General features: G+C 64.6%; 15 protein-coding genes. 5 read left to right on the top strand and 10 right to left on the bottom strand.

Features of this window, described 5'->3' with window-relative positions; translation table 11 throughout:
* Position 1: 1 nt before the first annotated feature.
* From J6525_RS13870 to J6525_RS13900, 7 genes are all read right to left on the bottom strand, one after another.
* Entirely contained in the window at positions 2–1,465 is a 1,464-nt protein-coding gene (locus J6525_RS13870) for a TadA family conjugal transfer-associated ATPase (RefSeq protein WP_225645077.1), read from the bottom strand.
* 24 nt (positions 1,466–1,489) lie between these two features.
* Positions 1,490–2,758, bottom strand: a complete 1,269-nt coding sequence (locus J6525_RS13875; RefSeq protein WP_018269598.1) for a CpaE/TadZ family protein — start codon at positions 2,756–2,758, stop codon at positions 1,490–1,492.
* A complete protein-coding gene (locus J6525_RS13880) occupies positions 2,755–3,507 on the bottom strand; it encodes a CpaD family pilus assembly protein (protein WP_137476644.1) in 753 nt (250 codons plus the stop codon). Before J6525_RS13880 ends, J6525_RS13875 begins: the two co-directional genes overlap by 4 nt.
* Positions 3,508–3,515: 8 nt before the next feature.
* Entirely contained in the window at positions 3,516–4,994 is a 1,479-nt protein-coding gene (locus J6525_RS13885; protein WP_141341582.1) for a type II and III secretion system protein family protein, read from the bottom strand.
* A 2-nt stretch (positions 4,995–4,996) separates the two neighbouring features.
* Positions 4,997–5,791, bottom strand: a complete 795-nt coding sequence (gene cpaB, locus J6525_RS13890) for a Flp pilus assembly protein CpaB (protein WP_225161339.1) — start codon at positions 5,789–5,791, stop codon at positions 4,997–4,999.
* A 127-nt stretch (positions 5,792–5,918) separates the two neighbouring features.
* Complete coding sequence (locus J6525_RS13895) at positions 5,919–6,443, bottom strand: A24 family peptidase (RefSeq protein ID WP_028334676.1); 525 nt, start codon at positions 6,441–6,443, stop codon at positions 5,919–5,921.
* A gap of 172 nt (positions 6,444–6,615) precedes the next feature.
* Positions 6,616–6,780 carry a Flp family type IVb pilin gene (locus J6525_RS13900; RefSeq protein ID WP_016842642.1) on the bottom strand — a complete coding sequence of 55 codons (165 nt, stop codon included), beginning with the start codon at positions 6,778–6,780 and terminating at the stop codon, positions 6,616–6,618.
* Between the two features lie 280 nt (positions 6,781–7,060).
* Between J6525_RS13900 and J6525_RS13905 the strand changes: the two genes are divergently transcribed.
* From J6525_RS13905 to J6525_RS13925, 5 genes are all read left to right on the top strand, one after another.
* A complete protein-coding gene (locus tag J6525_RS13905; protein WP_225645079.1) occupies positions 7,061–7,891 on the top strand; it encodes a sterol desaturase family protein in 831 nt (276 codons plus the stop codon).
* 15 nt (positions 7,892–7,906) lie between these two features.
* The gene (locus J6525_RS13910; RefSeq protein ID WP_225645082.1) at positions 7,907–9,352 is read left to right on the top strand and encodes a hypothetical protein; all 1,446 of its coding nucleotides are present in this window, start codon (positions 7,907–7,909) and stop codon (positions 9,350–9,352) included.
* A gap of 196 nt (positions 9,353–9,548) precedes the next feature.
* Positions 9,549–10,055, top strand: coding sequence for a pilus assembly protein N-terminal domain-containing protein (locus J6525_RS13915; RefSeq protein ID WP_057016118.1), 507 nt, complete (start codon positions 9,549–9,551; stop codon positions 10,053–10,055).
* Between the two features lie 171 nt (positions 10,056–10,226).
* Positions 10,227–10,796 carry a TadE/TadG family type IV pilus assembly protein gene (locus tag J6525_RS13920; protein WP_225161336.1) on the top strand — a complete coding sequence of 190 codons (570 nt, stop codon included), beginning with the start codon at positions 10,227–10,229 and terminating at the stop codon, positions 10,794–10,796.
* Between the two features lie 8 nt (positions 10,797–10,804).
* Positions 10,805–11,434 (top strand): TadE/TadG family type IV pilus assembly protein, encoded by a 630-nt coding sequence (locus J6525_RS13925; protein ID WP_225645084.1) that lies wholly within the window; start codon positions 10,805–10,807, stop codon positions 11,432–11,434.
* A gap of 221 nt (positions 11,435–11,655) precedes the next feature.
* Here the strand turns inward: J6525_RS13925 and J6525_RS13930 are convergent, their stop codons facing one another.
* The 3 genes from J6525_RS13930 to J6525_RS13940 all read right to left on the bottom strand — a co-directional run bounded on the left by J6525_RS13930 (position 11,656) and on the right by J6525_RS13940 (position 13,926).
* The gene (locus J6525_RS13930; protein WP_016842648.1) at positions 11,656–11,868 is read right to left on the bottom strand and encodes a cold-shock protein; all 213 of its coding nucleotides are present in this window, start codon (positions 11,866–11,868) and stop codon (positions 11,656–11,658) included.
* Between the two features lie 279 nt (positions 11,869–12,147).
* Positions 12,148–12,441: a translation initiation factor IF-1 gene (gene infA / locus J6525_RS13935; RefSeq protein ID WP_016842649.1), complete on the bottom strand. Its 294-nt coding sequence runs from the start codon at positions 12,439–12,441 to the stop codon at positions 12,148–12,150.
* Between the two features lie 24 nt (positions 12,442–12,465).
* Entirely contained in the window at positions 12,466–13,926 is a 1,461-nt protein-coding gene (locus tag J6525_RS13940) for a DEAD/DEAH box helicase (protein WP_511151883.1), read from the bottom strand.
* Positions 13,927–14,191 lie beyond the last annotated feature (265 nt).

Below are 14,191 nucleotides of genomic sequence, written 5' to 3' on the forward strand. Positions count from 1 at the left end.
CCTAGACCGGCGCCGGCGCGTCGGAGGCATCCAGCGCCGCCGCAAGCCGCTTCTCTTCATTGTAGTAGCGCGCACGTTCCCAGAAGCGCGGCCGGCCGATGCCGGTCGAGCGGTGCTTGCCGATGATCTTGCCGTTGGCGTCTTCCCCGACCACGTCGTAGAGGAAGATATCCTGGGTGATGATGGTATCGCCTTCCATCCCCATCACCTCGGTGATGTGCGTGATGCGGCGCGAACCGTCGCGCAGGCGCGCGGCCTGCACGATGATGTCGACCGAGGCGCAGATCATCTCGCGAATGGTGCGAGACGGAAGCGAGAAGCCGCCCATGGTGATCATGGATTCGCAGCGCGACAGTGCTTCGCGCGGATTGTTGGCGTGCAGCGTGCCCATCGAGCCGTCGTGACCGGTGTTCATGGCCTGCAACAGGTCGAACGCTTCGGGTCCGCGGACTTCGCCGACGATGATGCGCTCCGGGCGCATACGCAGGCAGTTGCGGACCAGTTCGCGCATCGTCACCTGCCCCTCGCCCTCGATGTTCGGCGGCCGGGTTTCCAGCCGCACCACATGCGGCTGCTGCAGCTGAAGCTCGGCGGCGTCTTCGCAGGTGATGATGCGTTCGTCGTGCTCGATATAGTTGGTCAGGCAGTTCAGCAGCGTGGTCTTGCCCGAGCCGGTGCCGCCGGAGATGATCACGTTGCAGCGGACGCGGCCGATGATCTGCAGGATGGTCGCCCCTTCGGGGGTGATCGCGCCGAACTTGACGAGCTGCTCCAGCGTCAGCTTGTCCTTCTTGAATTTGCGGATGGTGAGCGCGGGCCCGTCGATCGCCAGCGGCGGCACGATGGCGTTGACGCGCGAACCGTCGGCGAGGCGGGCGTCGCAGATCGGCGAGGATTCGTCGACGCGCCGGCCGACCTGGCTGACGATGCGCTGGCAGATGTTGAGCAGCTGCTGGTTGTCGCGAAAGCGGATGCCGGTGCGCTGGATCTTGCCGGCGACTTCGATGAACACGGTGCCTGCGCCGTTGACCATGATGTCGGCGATGTCGTCGCGCGACAGCAGCGGCTCCAGAGGACCGTAGCCGAGCACGTCGTTGCAGATGTCGTCGAGCAGCTCCTCCTGCTCGGCGATCGACATCACGATGTTCTTGATCGCGATGATCTCGTTGACGATGTCGCGGATTTCCTCGCGCGCCGATTCGCTGTCCAGCTTGGCGAGCTGGGCAAGGTCGATCGCCTCGATCAGGGCGCCGAAGATCGTCGCCTTGACCTGGTAGTAGTTGTCCGAGCGGCGGGCTTCGACGGCGGGGGCAGGCGGTGGCTTGCTGGGTGCCAGCGGCGGCGACGAGATCGCCGGTGTGGCGGACTCGCGCGACATCGCCGGCGCGCCGGCAGGTTCCGGCGCCTGAAACGCGGGCTTGGGTGCCCGCACGTCCCCATCGTTTCCGCTACGCTTACCAAACACGACGTCGTGACTCCACGCGGACCACTATTTGGACCGCAGCTTTTCGAGCAGGGGCGACAGGAAGGACCCCCTCGGCTTCTTGGTCTCGCCGCGGCCTGTCAGCCGCTGCGCCATCTGCAGAAACATCTCGACCGCGCGGTGATTGGCGGAAATCTCGGCGATCATCTGGCCGTTGTTGGCGGCCGAACCGAAGATCTGCGGATCGAACGGGATGGCGGCGATCGGCTGGCTTTCGATCGCCTTGGCGAACTCACCGGCCGCGATCTCGGGACGCTTCGGCACGCCGACCTGGTTGAGGCAATACAGCGGTGCGCGGTCGTTGGGCCGCGACGCCTTCAGCAGGTCGAACATGTTCTTGGCATTGCGCAGATTGGCGAGGTCGGGCGCCGCCACGATCAGGATGTCGTCGGCCGCGATCAACGCGCGCTTGGTCCAGCCGGACCATTGATGCGGCACGTCGAGCACGATGCAGGGCATCGTGGTCCGCAGCGTATCGAAGATCGCATCGAACGCCTCGGCGCCGAAATCGTAGACCTTGTCGAGCGTGGCCGGCGCTGCCAGCAGGCTCAGATGGTCGGTGCATTTCGACAGCAGACGGTCGACGAAGGCGGTATCGACGCGGTCCGGCGAGAACACGGCGTCGGCGATGCCTTGCGCGGGATCCTGGTTGTAGTTGAGGCCGGCGGTGCCGAAGGCGAGGTCGAGGTCGGCGACCACGGAATCAAGCGCCAGATCGCGGGCAATCGCCCAGGCGACATTGTGGGCGATGGTCGAGGCGCCGACGCCGCCCTTGGCACCGACGACGGCGACGATGCGGCCGACCGCCTTGGCTTCCGGCGCCGAGAACAGGTTGCAGACCGCGCGCACCACGTCGATCGCATGGGCCGGCGCAATCACGTAATCGCTGACGCCGCGGCGCACCAGCTCGCGATACAGCGTCACGTCGTTGACGCGGCCGATCACGACCACGCGGGTGCCGGCGTCGCACACCGTTGCGAGCTGATCGAGGCCGGCCAGGATGTCGCCGCGGCCCTCGGTCTCGAGGATGATGACATTGGGCGTCGGCGCCGAGCGATAGGCCTCGATGGCGGCAGCCATGCCGCCCATCTGGATCTTGAGGTGAGCCTTGGCCAGCCGGCGATCCTCGCCCGCCGACTGCACGGCGGCAGCGGTCTCGACCGTTTCGCAGAACGCCTGGACCGAAACCCGTGGCGCCGGAGCAATATGGTCGTCCACGGCCTGCGGCGGGGCGTCCGTCTGCTCTTCGGAGTTTTGCTGCGCGTAGGTGATCATTTTCCTGTGTCGCTTAGCTTGGCCCTGTCGGACTCGGGATAACTCGTGGCGGTGGTGGTGCCCTTGCGATACTTGTCGAAGGCGATGTTGCGACGCGACGTATAGGCAGGGGTCTCCGCGCGCGGCTGCACGAGGTCGGTCGGGTCTTCGACCATGGCTGCGAGGTTGCGCTGATTGGCGCAGCCGAAATTGTAGTACTGCTTGTTCTCGATGTAGGACCCGTTGTGGATCGACGGGCCGAGATCTTCCGGCCAGAGGCCGCACGGCCCGGCGACCGCTTTCATCTTTGGATAGTTCACGCGGATCGCGGGCATCTGGCGCGGATCCTCGGGACGGTATTTGCGAACCAGGATCCCGCGCGGCGGCACGCCGGCGGCGGCGAACGTGGCCTGGATCTCGCGCAGCGATTCCTGGGCGGTCCGTGCGTTCGGCGTGTCGGCGGGAACGTCGATGGTGACGGCGCCGGTCCCCTCGCGCATCCAGTCCTGCGCCATCCCCATCACCTCGGCGCGCTGCTCCGCAGTCAGGCCGCCGCGGCTGCGGCCGACGAAGACCACGATCGAGCGATCAGCCTCGGTGACCGCGATCGGGTGACGCTGGCGATAGTCGGCCGGCGCGTTCACCATCGCGAAACTGTTGTCGGCGGCGTGCTGGCAGGCGCCGAGCGTCATCGCGAGGCTGACGAGCGCTCCGGCGAGGGCGATGCCGCGCTGGTAACCGGCGGATGTCCTGGATGTGGTCTGTGTCATCGTCCGCCTCAGTCCGTAATGAAGCCGTAGGTGCCGCGGTAATTCCGCGCCGGCTCGGTGCGGCCGGGCACGCCATAGACGCGATTGATGCTGCCCAGCAGGTCGGCCTGCGGATCGGACGCGTTGGCGAAGCCGTCATCCGGACGCGACAGGTCCTTCTGCGCCACCGCGCGAACGACATAGGGCGTCACCAGCACCATCATCTCGGTCTGGTTGTTGACGAAGTCCCGGCTGCGGAACAGCGTTCCGAGCACCGGCAGCGACGCCAGCCCGGGAAGGCCATTGATCGCCTGCTTGGTCTGGTCCTGGATCAGGCCGGCCATCGCCATCGAACCGCCCGAGGGAATTTCCAGCGTGGTCTCGGCGCGCCGGGTCTTGATCGAGGGGATCGTCGTTCCGCCGGCGCCGCCGGTCAGCGAGTTCTCGGTCGAGACTTCCGACACTTCCGTCATCACGCGCAGGCTGATCCGTCCCTCGGTCAGCACCACGGGCGTGAAGTTGAGCGAAATGCCGAATTTCTTGAAGCTGACGGTCTGAACGCAATTCCCGATCGCGCCTCCCGTCGTCGTCTGACAGGTCACGCCGGTCGGAATTGGAAATTCGCCGCCCGAGATGAAGGTCGCCGATTCGCCGGAGATCGCAGTCAGGTTCGGCTCGGCGAGCGTCCGCACCACGCCTGCGCTTTCCATGGCGCGTAGCGTCGCCGACACCGATGGAGCGGCGCCGAACGATGTGGTGAGGGCGTTACCGGGCACCAGCGGTGCGTTGTTCGCCGTGAACGGGTTGTTGTTGGTGAACTTCACCACGGTGGTGCCGTAGTTGAGGTTCGCGGTGAGGTCGATACCGAGCTGCTTGATCAGGCTGCGCGAGACTTCGGCGACTGTCACCTTCAGCATCACCTGGTCACGGCCGCGAACCGTGATGGAGTTCACGACCTTGTCGGCGCTGCCGACCAGCCGCGTGGCGATCTCGCCGGCCTGCTGCGCTTCGATCGGGCTCGCCGCGCTTCCGGTCAGCATGACGCCCTCGCCGACACCCTCGATCTGGATATCGGCATTCGGCAGCGCTGCGCGCAGGGCCGCGCGCACGCCGTTGAGGTCGCGCTTGACCGCGATGTCATAGGCCGCGATCTGCTGGCCGGCGGCGTCGAAGAACACGATGTTGGTCTGGCCGACCGTCGCGCCGATGATGTAGGCGCGTTGCGCCGAGCGGACCACGGCATTGGCGATCTTGGGATCGGCGACCAGCACGTCCTTGATGTCCCTCGGCAGATCGATCACCACCGATTTGCCGACGCCGAGTGAGAGGAAGCGGGCGTTCATCTGGCCGTCGGCCGCGGCGGGAGCGGCGCGGTAGTCGCCCGCCACCACCGGCGTCAGTGCCGGGTTGAGCGTGAGCGCCGCGACGGCCGAGAACGACAATGCGCGGACCATGAAGGCCCGCATCGTCCGTTGAGTTGCCCCGCCCTTCATCACCTGTGTCCTCATGGTCACTTCTGCATCGTTGCCTGGTTGGCAACGCCAAAGCGGATGACGTTGATCGTCTCACCGCGTCTCTGGTGGTTGTCCTCGGTCCTGACGTCGGTCCCGTTGTTGTCGGCGATGCTGCGCAGCGCCAGCGACAGGACGCCGCTCTGGCGCGCGCGCGCCAGCGTCTCGGTCTGGTCAGGCTTCAGCTCCAGCGTCACCGTCTTGCCGATCAGTGCGTTGGTGCCGTCCTTCTCCTTCGGCGCCTGGTCGATCGCAAGGACGCGGATATTGGTCAGGATGACCTCGGAATTGACGATGTCGGCGCCGTTGCGGTCGGGATTCTTGTCGCGCTTCGACAGCAGGACGTCGACCCGGTCATTCGGCAGGATGAAGCCGCCGGCACCGGTCTCGGGAGAGATTTCAGTCGATACCGCGCGCATGCCGGTCGGCAGGATCGCGGCCATGAAGCCGCTTCCGTCGGCCTTGACGAGCTTCTGCTCGCGGATCGGCTCGCCCTGGATGAACGGGGCGCGCGCGATCGAGCCGGTGACGTCCTTGATGGCGTCGGCGTGGCTGTCCTTGCGCATGAAGCTGGCGCTGGCGGTCGCCGCCGGCCAGGTCTGCCACTGCAGATCTTCGGCCTTCACTGCCTGGCCGAGGCCGATGTCGCTACGCGCGACCAGGATGTCGACGGTCGGCAGCTGCGCAACTGGCGGAGGAGCCGCCGGCTTGTCGTCGCTTCCGCTCGCCAAATAAAGCGCCGCAAGGCCGGCGCAGCCTGCAATTGCCAGGACCAGAATGCGGGCCTTATCCATTACGCTTCACTTTCCACATGACGCCGCGACGCTGCCGCCGCCGTGATGGGAGTTGACCAGCTATTCGTCAAAGCATGGTTAATGAGGCGTATCTAAATCGCCTTAACGGGCGGTTACCGCTGCTTTCTCAGCGCATGGCGAAGTGCGCGAGATCGATCGTCTTGATCCAGTCCGTCTCGGGATAGATCAGGAGGGCGCCGAGAGCGAGTGCGATGCCGTAGGGAATGCCGGTCTGCTTGTCGTGCAGGCGGCTGAGCCAGGCCTGGGACGCGAGCGGGTAGGGCAGCGGCCATTGCCGCAGCTGCAGCAAGAGCACGGTCAGCGCACCGCCGAACAGCGAGGCAAAGACCAGATAGGGCAGCAGGTGCTCGAACCCGAACCACAGGCTGGCGGCGGCCGCGACCTTGGCGTCTCCGCCGCCGACCCAGCCCATCGCGAACATGCCGAACGCCACCACGAGAACCAGCGCGCCTGCGCCGGCATGGGTGAGGATCTCGTGGACGCCCATCCCGGTCAGCGGCGCCAGGACAAAGAAGCCCGCCACCAGTGCCAGCGAAATCCGGTTCGGGATCGTCATGGTCAGAAGATCGCTCGCCGCCGCAAAGGCCATCAGGGCCGGAAACAGCATCAAGCGTGCGATGTCGAGGATCATGAATTCATGCCGTCAAGCTGGAGCTGCGGTCGAGACCCGACGCTAGCGGCCAATGGTGAACAATCGGAAAAGGATTGCCGGCACCTTCAACAGAGGCTGCCGATCGGCCCCCGACAAATAGCAAAGGTCCCGGGATTGCCGGGACCTTTGCTGCGAATTCGTCGAAGCCGGCTTACTTCAGCGAGCCCGAGATCGAGTTGAAGGTACCCGAGAGCTTCGTGCCGACGCCGTTGACTGCAGCGATGATCGCGATGGCGATACCGGTGGCGATCAGGCCGTACTCGATGGCGGTCGCGCCCGATTCGTCCTTCACGAAGCGCGAAACGAGGTTCTTCATAAAATCACTCCTGTGTACACGTGGCTGGTCGAACTAGATTTGGTCTCGCCGGCGTTCTCAGCACCGTGACCATTGCGGCACCCTAGTGTTGGACGATTTCGGCGCAGTTAATTTGATCGCATAAACTCTGCGGGAACCCGCTGATGTTGCGCACAGTAAATTTGGCATTAAACGGTCCGCTAAAATTGCGGATTGTTGCTGCGACCAGACATCCGGCGCCTATTCACGGCTCCTTAAGCGCACATCTATACCCATGGGGCTTCCGTAGTATGAGGCTGCCATGTCCACCCTTCCGATCGAAGTCATCGAGATGCTCGGCCAGACGATGATGAGGGTGGTGCCGATCACGATCGGCCTCGCGCTGTTCTTCACGGTGCTGACCCACTTCTGGGCCTGCAATCCCGGCAAGCCGTGGTGGCAGAAGCGCGGGCTGGTCACGGACATCTGCTACTGGTTCTTCGTGCCGGTATTCGCCCGCGTGCTGCGGATCGGGCTGCTGGTGGTGGGCGCGGCCGCGGTGTTCGATGTGCACGGTGCCGACGAGCTGATCTCGTTCTACGAGAACGGACACGGCCCGCTGGCGCAGCTGCCGCTCTGGCTGCAATCGATCATCTTCCTGGTCGCCTCCGACTTCATGCTGTATTGGCTGCACCGGATGTTTCACGGCGGCGGCTTCTGGAAGTACCACGCCATTCATCATTCCTCCGAGGATCTCGAATGGATCTCGGCGGCGCGCTTCCATCCAGTCAATCTGCTGATCGGCACGATCTCGGTCGACGTGATCCTGTTGATGGCCGGCATCTCGCCGAACATCATGCTGTGGGTCGGTCCCTTCACCACATTCCATTCCGCCTTCGTGCACGCCAACCTGAACTGGACGCTCGGCCCGTTCAAATATGTGATCGCCACGCCGGTGTTTCATCGCTGGCATCACACCGCGCTCGAGGAGGGTGGCGACACCAATTTCGCCGGCACGTTTCCGCTCTGGGACATTCTGTTCGGGACATTCCGCATGCCCGAAGGCAAGCTTCCGGATGATTACGGCGTCGACGCCGAGCAGGGCGTGCCGGCCGAAATCGGCGGACAGCTGGCCTATCCGTTCCGTCATTGACCGGACTGCGCGCGCATGAGTGCTGAGACCGCAACCATCCCACAGGCGCGGGCCTCGGTGTTCGCCGAAGTCCCGGCCTGGTTCTGGATCGCGTGCGGCGTCTATGCGTTGCTGCTGGTCGTCGGCGACAGGCTGCTCGCCGATTCCGACACCTACTGGCAGATTGCCGTCGGCCGGTGGATCCTCGACCACCGCGCATTGCCGTCGGTCGATATCTATTCCTTCACGAAAGCGGGTGAGCCTTGGGTGTCGTCGTCGTGGCTGGCGCAGGTCCTGTTCGCGAAGGCCTACGACCTTGCCGGGTGGACCGGGCCTGCGGTGCTGGCCGCGGCCTGCGGTGCCGCCACCTTCGCGCTGCTCACCGCCATCCTCGGCCGTGCGCTGCCGGCAATCCATGCGAGCCTGATCGCGCTGGCGGCGCTGGTGTTGACCTGCGGGCATCTGCTGGCCCGTCCGCATGTGCTTGCGCTGCCGATCATGATGGTCTGGGCGAGCGGCCTGATGGTCGCCAGCGAACGCCGCGAGGCCCCCTCGTTCTGGCTGCTGCCGTTGATCGCGCTCTGGGCCAATCTGCATGGCGGCTTTCTGTTTGGCCTGGTGCTGGCCGGCGCCTTCGCGCTCGATGCGCTGTGGAACGCCGCGCCGGCGCAAAGATTGCCGCTGGCGCTGCGCTGGGCCGCATTCGGCCTCGGCGCGCTGGCCGCGTGCTGCGTGACGCCCTATGGCTGGGGAACGATCCTCGCCTCGCTGAAGATTCTCAGCCTCGGTGAACTGCTGCATCTCATCACGGAGTGGATGCCGGCGAGTTTCAGCCACGTCGATGCATTCGAGCTGACCATTCTCGGCCTGATCGGGGGGGCGCTCTATTGCGGGGTGAAGCTGCCGCTGCCGCGGATCGCCCTGGCGCTGGGCCTGCTGCACATGGCGCTATCCCATGTCAGGAATCTCGAGCTCTTCGCCCTGCTGTTGCCGCTGGCTGTGCTGACGCCGGTGGCAACCCAGTTCGGCCTGCGTGCCGCAAGCGTGGTCCGGCTGAAGGCCACGCCGGCCGTGATGCTGATCGCCGTGCTCTGCGCCGCGACCTGGTTCATCGCGGCGCGTCGGGACATGTCGCCGCCGACGATCCATTCGCCCGCTGCCGCCGTCGACGCGCTGAAGGCGCAAAACGTGCAGCGCGTGCTCAATGATCTGCAGTTCGGCGGCTATCTGATCTGGCGCCAGGTGCCGGTGTTCGTCGACGGCCGTGCCGAGCTTTACGGCGAGAAATTCGAGATGGCGTATTACCGTGCGCTCCAGCTCAAGGACGTCAACGGCTTCCTCGACCTGCTCAAGACCTACAGAATCGATGCGGTGATGCTCGATCCAGCAACGCCCGCCTCCAAGTTTCTCGATCACATCGATGGATGGCAGCGCCTCTACTCCGACCATCGCGTGGTGGTGCATGTGCGTGGTGCCGGCTAGGCGGCGGTCCCCGCGGGGGCGTTTTTCCGCGGGATCACCGGGCCGTTGGTCGATCCGTTCCGGAAGTCGTGACATCCGCGCAATTCAGCGGTCGATTTTTGCTCTTCTTAAATGAATTGCCGTCAGATTTGCCTGCGTCGGGCGCCGGTCCGCTGCGTATCGCTTTTGCCGGCTTGTTAACGTCCCGGGGTAAGGTATGTCGTTTCAATTCCAGCGTATTGGCGCCGTCGCGCGCATTGGATTCATCTCGCTGGCCGCAGCCGTTCTGCTGTGGCCCGCATTCGCAACGGCAGCGCCGGATCCGGACCGGATTGCGGTCAATGTCGATCAGGCCAAGCTCGTCAAGCTGCCCGGCGGCATCTCCACCATCGTGGTCGGCAACCCGCTGATCGCCGACGTCACCCTGCAGAATGGCGGTGTTGTCGTCGTGACCGGCAAGGGCTACGGCGCGACCAACTTCATCGCACTCGACCGCACCGGCCAGGTGCTGGTGGATCGCCAGATCCAGGTCGAAGGTCCGACCGACCAGCTTGTCACCGTCTATCGCGGCGTCGATCGCGAGACCTACAGCTGCATGCCGGTCTGCCAGCGTCGCATCACCCTCGGCGACGGCGAGACCTACTTCAAGTCGACCATGGACCAGGCCGGCTCGCTCAACAGCCAGGCCTCCGGCTCGGGCGCGGCCGCGAAGCCGCAGAACTAGCGCGTGTCCGCGCCGGCGCTTCGCACGCCGGGGCAGCCGCCTGCCGCAGGCGGTTCATCCGACATGGTTAAGAAAGGCCTGACGGATCGGGTCGCCCTGTCTCGATCCGGCGAAATACTTCGACAATGAGTCTTGGGTAGTTGTTGCCGCTATGTTGATCCGGGGTCGTTGATGCCGCTACCCGCTCATTCTTTCACGCGCCTCCTCCATCGCTTTCGCAGAAACCGCCGTGGCGCGACCGCGGTCGAATTCGCGATGGTCGCGCCGCTGTTTTTCGGACTGCTGTTTGCGATCATCGAAGTGGCGATGATCTTCTTTGCGAGCCAGGTGCTGGAGACGGTGACGCAGGATTCGGCGCGCATGATCATGACCGGTCAGGCGCAGGGCGCCAGCTATACCCAGCAGCAGTTCAAGGACTTCGTCTGCGGCCAGGTCAACCCGCTGTTCGATTGCGCCAACGGCATATCGGTCGACGTGCGCAGCTATCCCGCTGCGACGGGCTTCAGCAGCGTCAACATCGCGCCTCCAATCGATTCCAACAACGCATTCATTCCGGCCATGAAATGGTGTCCCGGCAAGGACGGCGACGTCGTGGTGGTCCGGCTGTTCTATCAGTGGCCGCTGTTCGTCACCAAGCTTGGCTTCAATGTCGCCAACCTCGCCAATGGCAAGCGGCTGCTGACCGCGACCGCGACATTCAAGAACGAGCCATCCGGGACCGCCGGGGCGACATGCTCATGAGCAACGTCATGAAAACCCAGGCAGCGGCCTTGCTGCGCTCCGTCGTGGCCCTCTGCAATGACCGCCGGGGCCTTGCTGCCGTCGAGTTCGCTTTCGTCCTGCCGCTGATGCTGGTGCTGTTCTTCGGCACCGTCGAGTTTTCATCCGGTGTCGCGGTCGACCGCAAGGTCACGCTTATGGCGCGCGCCGCTTCGGACCTGACCTCGCAGTCGACGCAGGTGGTGGATGCCGACCTGCAGAACTTCTTCAGTGCAAGCGTCGGCATCATGACGCCGTACGATCCGACGCCGACCAAGGTCACCTTGTCGGAGATCTACGTCGATGCCTCGAAGGTCGCGCGGATCCAGTGGAGCAAGGCGGGGGTGATGGCGACGGGCGCCACGCAGGCCACATTGACGGCCTCGAGCCGCAGCCAGGGTGATGTCGTGACCAGCGTCGTTCCGGCGGCGCTGCTGGTTGCGGGCACCTATCTGATCTTCAGCGAAGTCAGCTACAAATACGTTCCGACGGTCGGCTATGTGATGGCCAAGAGCGGCATCAATCTCACCGATGTCGCCTTCACAAGGCCGCGGCAGTCGGTTTGCGTGTTCTACGCCCCGACGTCTGCCACGATGCCGACGACCTGCTCGACCTATTAGAGCGTTTTCGAGCGAAGTGGATACCGGTTCGCGTGGAGAAAACGCGTCAAAACAAGAATCTAGAGCCCCGTTCCGATTCCATCGGAACGGGAAAAGCTCTAGAGCTTTCGAACGACGCGGACGCCGGTTGGCAATCCAGACAAAAAGGGCCGCACCCGAAGGTGCGGCCCTTGATGCTTTAGCGACAATTTCCTGGAGCTTCGCGCTCCCGGGAAATCGGCTTATCCGGCGGCGCGCAGATTGTCGGCCGAGGATTTGCCGGAACGGCGGTCAGCCACGATCTCGTAGGAGATCTTCTGGCCTTCACGCAGAGTGCCAAGGCCGGCGCGCTCGACTGCACTGATGTGCACGAACACGTCGTTCCCGCCTTCATCCGGCTGGATAAAGCCGTAGCCCTTGGTCGCGTTAAACCACTTCACGGTTCCCATGCTCACGTGGGTAGTCCCTTCTCAGATATACAAGTTCAAGACCCGCTGATCGGCGGGGTGGTGAGATCGAATTTTTGGAAGGGTCGTCAGCGTCTGAACCGGCTGTACCGGTATTGGCTAATGTCGTCCGGCCGAAAATCGATGGGTAGGATATTATTCGATAGAAGGCTTCAAAACAATCCTGAAAACAATCCTGACGTGCGCGATTTTTTGGCCGGCGCAGCCGCCGGCCAATTGTGCGCAGGACATCAGGACGTCATGCCCGCAGCGGTTGCAATACCCCGCTTATCGGCGGCGGAACTGGCCGCCGCGCTGGGCTCCGCCCCGCGGCGGGCCGCCGGGCGCGCCGCTCGGACGTTCGTCCTTGTGCCGGAAGATCAGGCGCCCTTTTTCGAGATCGTAGGGCGACATTTCGATCGTAACACGGTCGCCGGCCAGCGTCTTGATGCGGTTTTTCTTCATCTTGCCGGCGGTGTAGGCGACGATCTCGTGCCCGGCATCGAGTTGCACCCGGTAACGAGCGTCGGGGAGGATTTCGGTCACCAGTCCTTCGAACTGGATCAGCTCTTCCTTAGCCATATGTTTCTCCAGATCGAGCGACGGCTAGTGCTTCGGTCGGTTGTTGCGGTTGGGTTGCGAATTCGGCCGGCTCTCGCGATGCAAGAAGGCGACGCCCTGAATGCCTTCGCTGTTGCCGGCCTGCGACGGACGCGGCGACTCGCCCCGGCTCGTCTGCGGCGCGCCATTATTACCACCTCGACGGCGGCGGCGGCGAGGGCCTTTTGCGCCCGGAGCGGCCTCATTCCCACGGACATTATGTGCACGGGGCGCGGAGCGGCCGCCCCGGTGCGGGTGGGTGGCCTGCGCCGGCGCGGCGGCCTCGCGGCCGCCCTGTGTGCGGCGGTCTTCCCGCGGCACGGTAATCCGGATCAGCCGCTCAATATCGCGCAGATAGCCCATCTCCTCGGCACCGGCGATCAGCGAGATCGCGACGCCGTCGGCGCCGGCGCGCGCCGTGCGGCCGATGCGGTGGACGTAGGTCTCCGGGATGTTGGGCAGGTCGAAATTCACCACGTGGCTGACGCCGTCGACGTCGATGCCGCGGGCGGCGATATCGGTCGCCACCAGCGTGCGGATCTCGCCGGAACGGAACGCCGCCAGCGTGCGCTCGCGGTGGTTCTGCGACTTGTTGCCGTGGATCGCATTGGCCTCGATGCCGGCCTTGGCGAGGCTTTTCACCACCTTGTCGGCGCCGTGCTTGGTGCGGGTGAAGACCAGGGCGCGGTTGACCGGCTCCTGCTTCAGCAACTGGGCGAGAACCGTCGGCTTGGCCGCGAAATCGACCTGGATCGCGCGCTGGGCGATGCGATCCACCGTCGAGGCCACCGGCGTCACCGCCACGCGGGCCGGGTCGCGCAGCATCGCCTCGGCGAGCTCGGCGATGTCCTTGGGCATGGTGGCCGAGAAGAACAGCGTCTGGCGCCGGATCGGCAGCTTGGCGACGATTTTCCGGATGTCGTTGATGAACCCCATGTCGAGCATGCGGTCGGCTTCATCGAGCACCAGGAACTCGACCTGGTTGAGCTTCAGGCCGTTGCTCTGCACGAGATCGAGCAGGCGGCCGGGGGTGGCGACCAGCACCTCGACGCCCTGCATCAGGGAACGGACCTGGCGGCCCATCGGCACGCCGCCGATGGCGAGCGTCGAGGACAGCCGGATGTGGCGGCCATAGGTGTTGAAACTGTCGAGAATCTGCCCGGATAGTTCGCGGGTCGGCGAGAGCACCAGCACGCGGCAGCTCTTGGGCTGCGGGCGCACGCGGTTCTCGAGCAGCCGGTGCAGGATCGGCAGCGCGAAGGAGGCGGTCTTGCCGGTGCCGGTCTGGGCGATGCCGACGACGTCGCGACCGGCAAGGGCTAGCGGGATGGTCTGGGCCTGGATGGGGGTCGGCGTGAGATAATTTTCTTCTCGGAGCGCGCGGGCGATGGGATCGGCGAGGCCGAAATCCTGAAAGGAGGTCAAAAGGTGGTTCTTTCCATAAAAGCCGTCGTCGTCCCGGCCCATATCGGCCGGAAGCGCAGGAAGGCATTCGGGGACACCCGCGTGTCTGGGGCGTCAAGCTGGGTTAGCTGAAAGGCGAGCCAGAAGCCGCTTGGGGCAGCTTGAACACGCAGCTCGCGAAGGCACCGCGATGTCGCGGGCATGGCGAGGATATGGACCAGGAACTGGGCGGTTTCAAGATGAGATCGCCGTTCTTGGTGCCTGGAGTTCGCTGAACCATCGCGCAAACTGTCACAAATCGATGCCGTAAATTTAGCCAAGACGGCGA

The organism is Bradyrhizobium australafricanum, from assembly GCF_020329495.1.
Classification (GTDB): domain Bacteria; phylum Pseudomonadota; class Alphaproteobacteria; order Rhizobiales; family Xanthobacteraceae; genus Bradyrhizobium; species Bradyrhizobium australafricanum.

What these genes read in the sequence shown, in the direction of transcription:
- J6525_RS13900 (WP_016842642.1), bottom strand. Translation starts at nt 6,780, where the DNA reads ATGAAGAACCTCGTTTCGCGCTTCGTGAAGGACGAATCGGGCGCGACC.
- infA (WP_016842649.1), bottom strand. Translation starts at nt 12,441, where the DNA reads ATGGCTAAGGAAGAGCTGATCCAGTTCGAAGGACTGGTGACCGAAATC.
- J6525_RS13885 (WP_141341582.1), bottom strand. Translation starts at nt 4,994, where the DNA reads ATGAGGACACAGGTGATGAAGGGCGGGGCAACTCAACGGACGATGCGG.
- cpaB (WP_225161339.1), bottom strand. Translation starts at nt 5,791, where the DNA reads ATGGATAAGGCCCGCATTCTGGTCCTGGCAATTGCAGGCTGCGCCGGC.
- J6525_RS13920 (WP_225161336.1), top strand. Translation starts at nt 10,227, where the DNA reads ATGCCGCTACCCGCTCATTCTTTCACGCGCCTCCTCCATCGCTTTCGC.
- J6525_RS13910 (WP_225645082.1), top strand. Translation starts at nt 7,907, where the DNA reads ATGAGTGCTGAGACCGCAACCATCCCACAGGCGCGGGCCTCGGTGTTC.
- J6525_RS13895 (WP_028334676.1), bottom strand. Translation starts at nt 6,443, where the DNA reads ATGATCCTCGACATCGCACGCTTGATGCTGTTTCCGGCCCTGATGGCC.
- J6525_RS13875 (WP_018269598.1), bottom strand. Translation starts at nt 2,758, where the DNA reads ATGATCACCTACGCGCAGCAAAACTCCGAAGAGCAGACGGACGCCCCG.
- J6525_RS13925 (WP_225645084.1), top strand. Translation starts at nt 10,805, where the DNA reads ATGAAAACCCAGGCAGCGGCCTTGCTGCGCTCCGTCGTGGCCCTCTGC.
- J6525_RS13880 (WP_137476644.1), bottom strand. Translation starts at nt 3,507, where the DNA reads ATGACACAGACCACATCCAGGACATCCGCCGGTTACCAGCGCGGCATC.
- J6525_RS13915 (WP_057016118.1), top strand. Translation starts at nt 9,549, where the DNA reads ATGTCGTTTCAATTCCAGCGTATTGGCGCCGTCGCGCGCATTGGATTC.
- J6525_RS13905 (WP_225645079.1), top strand. Translation starts at nt 7,061, where the DNA reads ATGTCCACCCTTCCGATCGAAGTCATCGAGATGCTCGGCCAGACGATG.
- J6525_RS13940 (WP_511151883.1), bottom strand. Translation starts at nt 13,926, where the DNA reads ATGGGCCGGGACGACGACGGCTTTTATGGAAAGAACCACCTTTTGACC.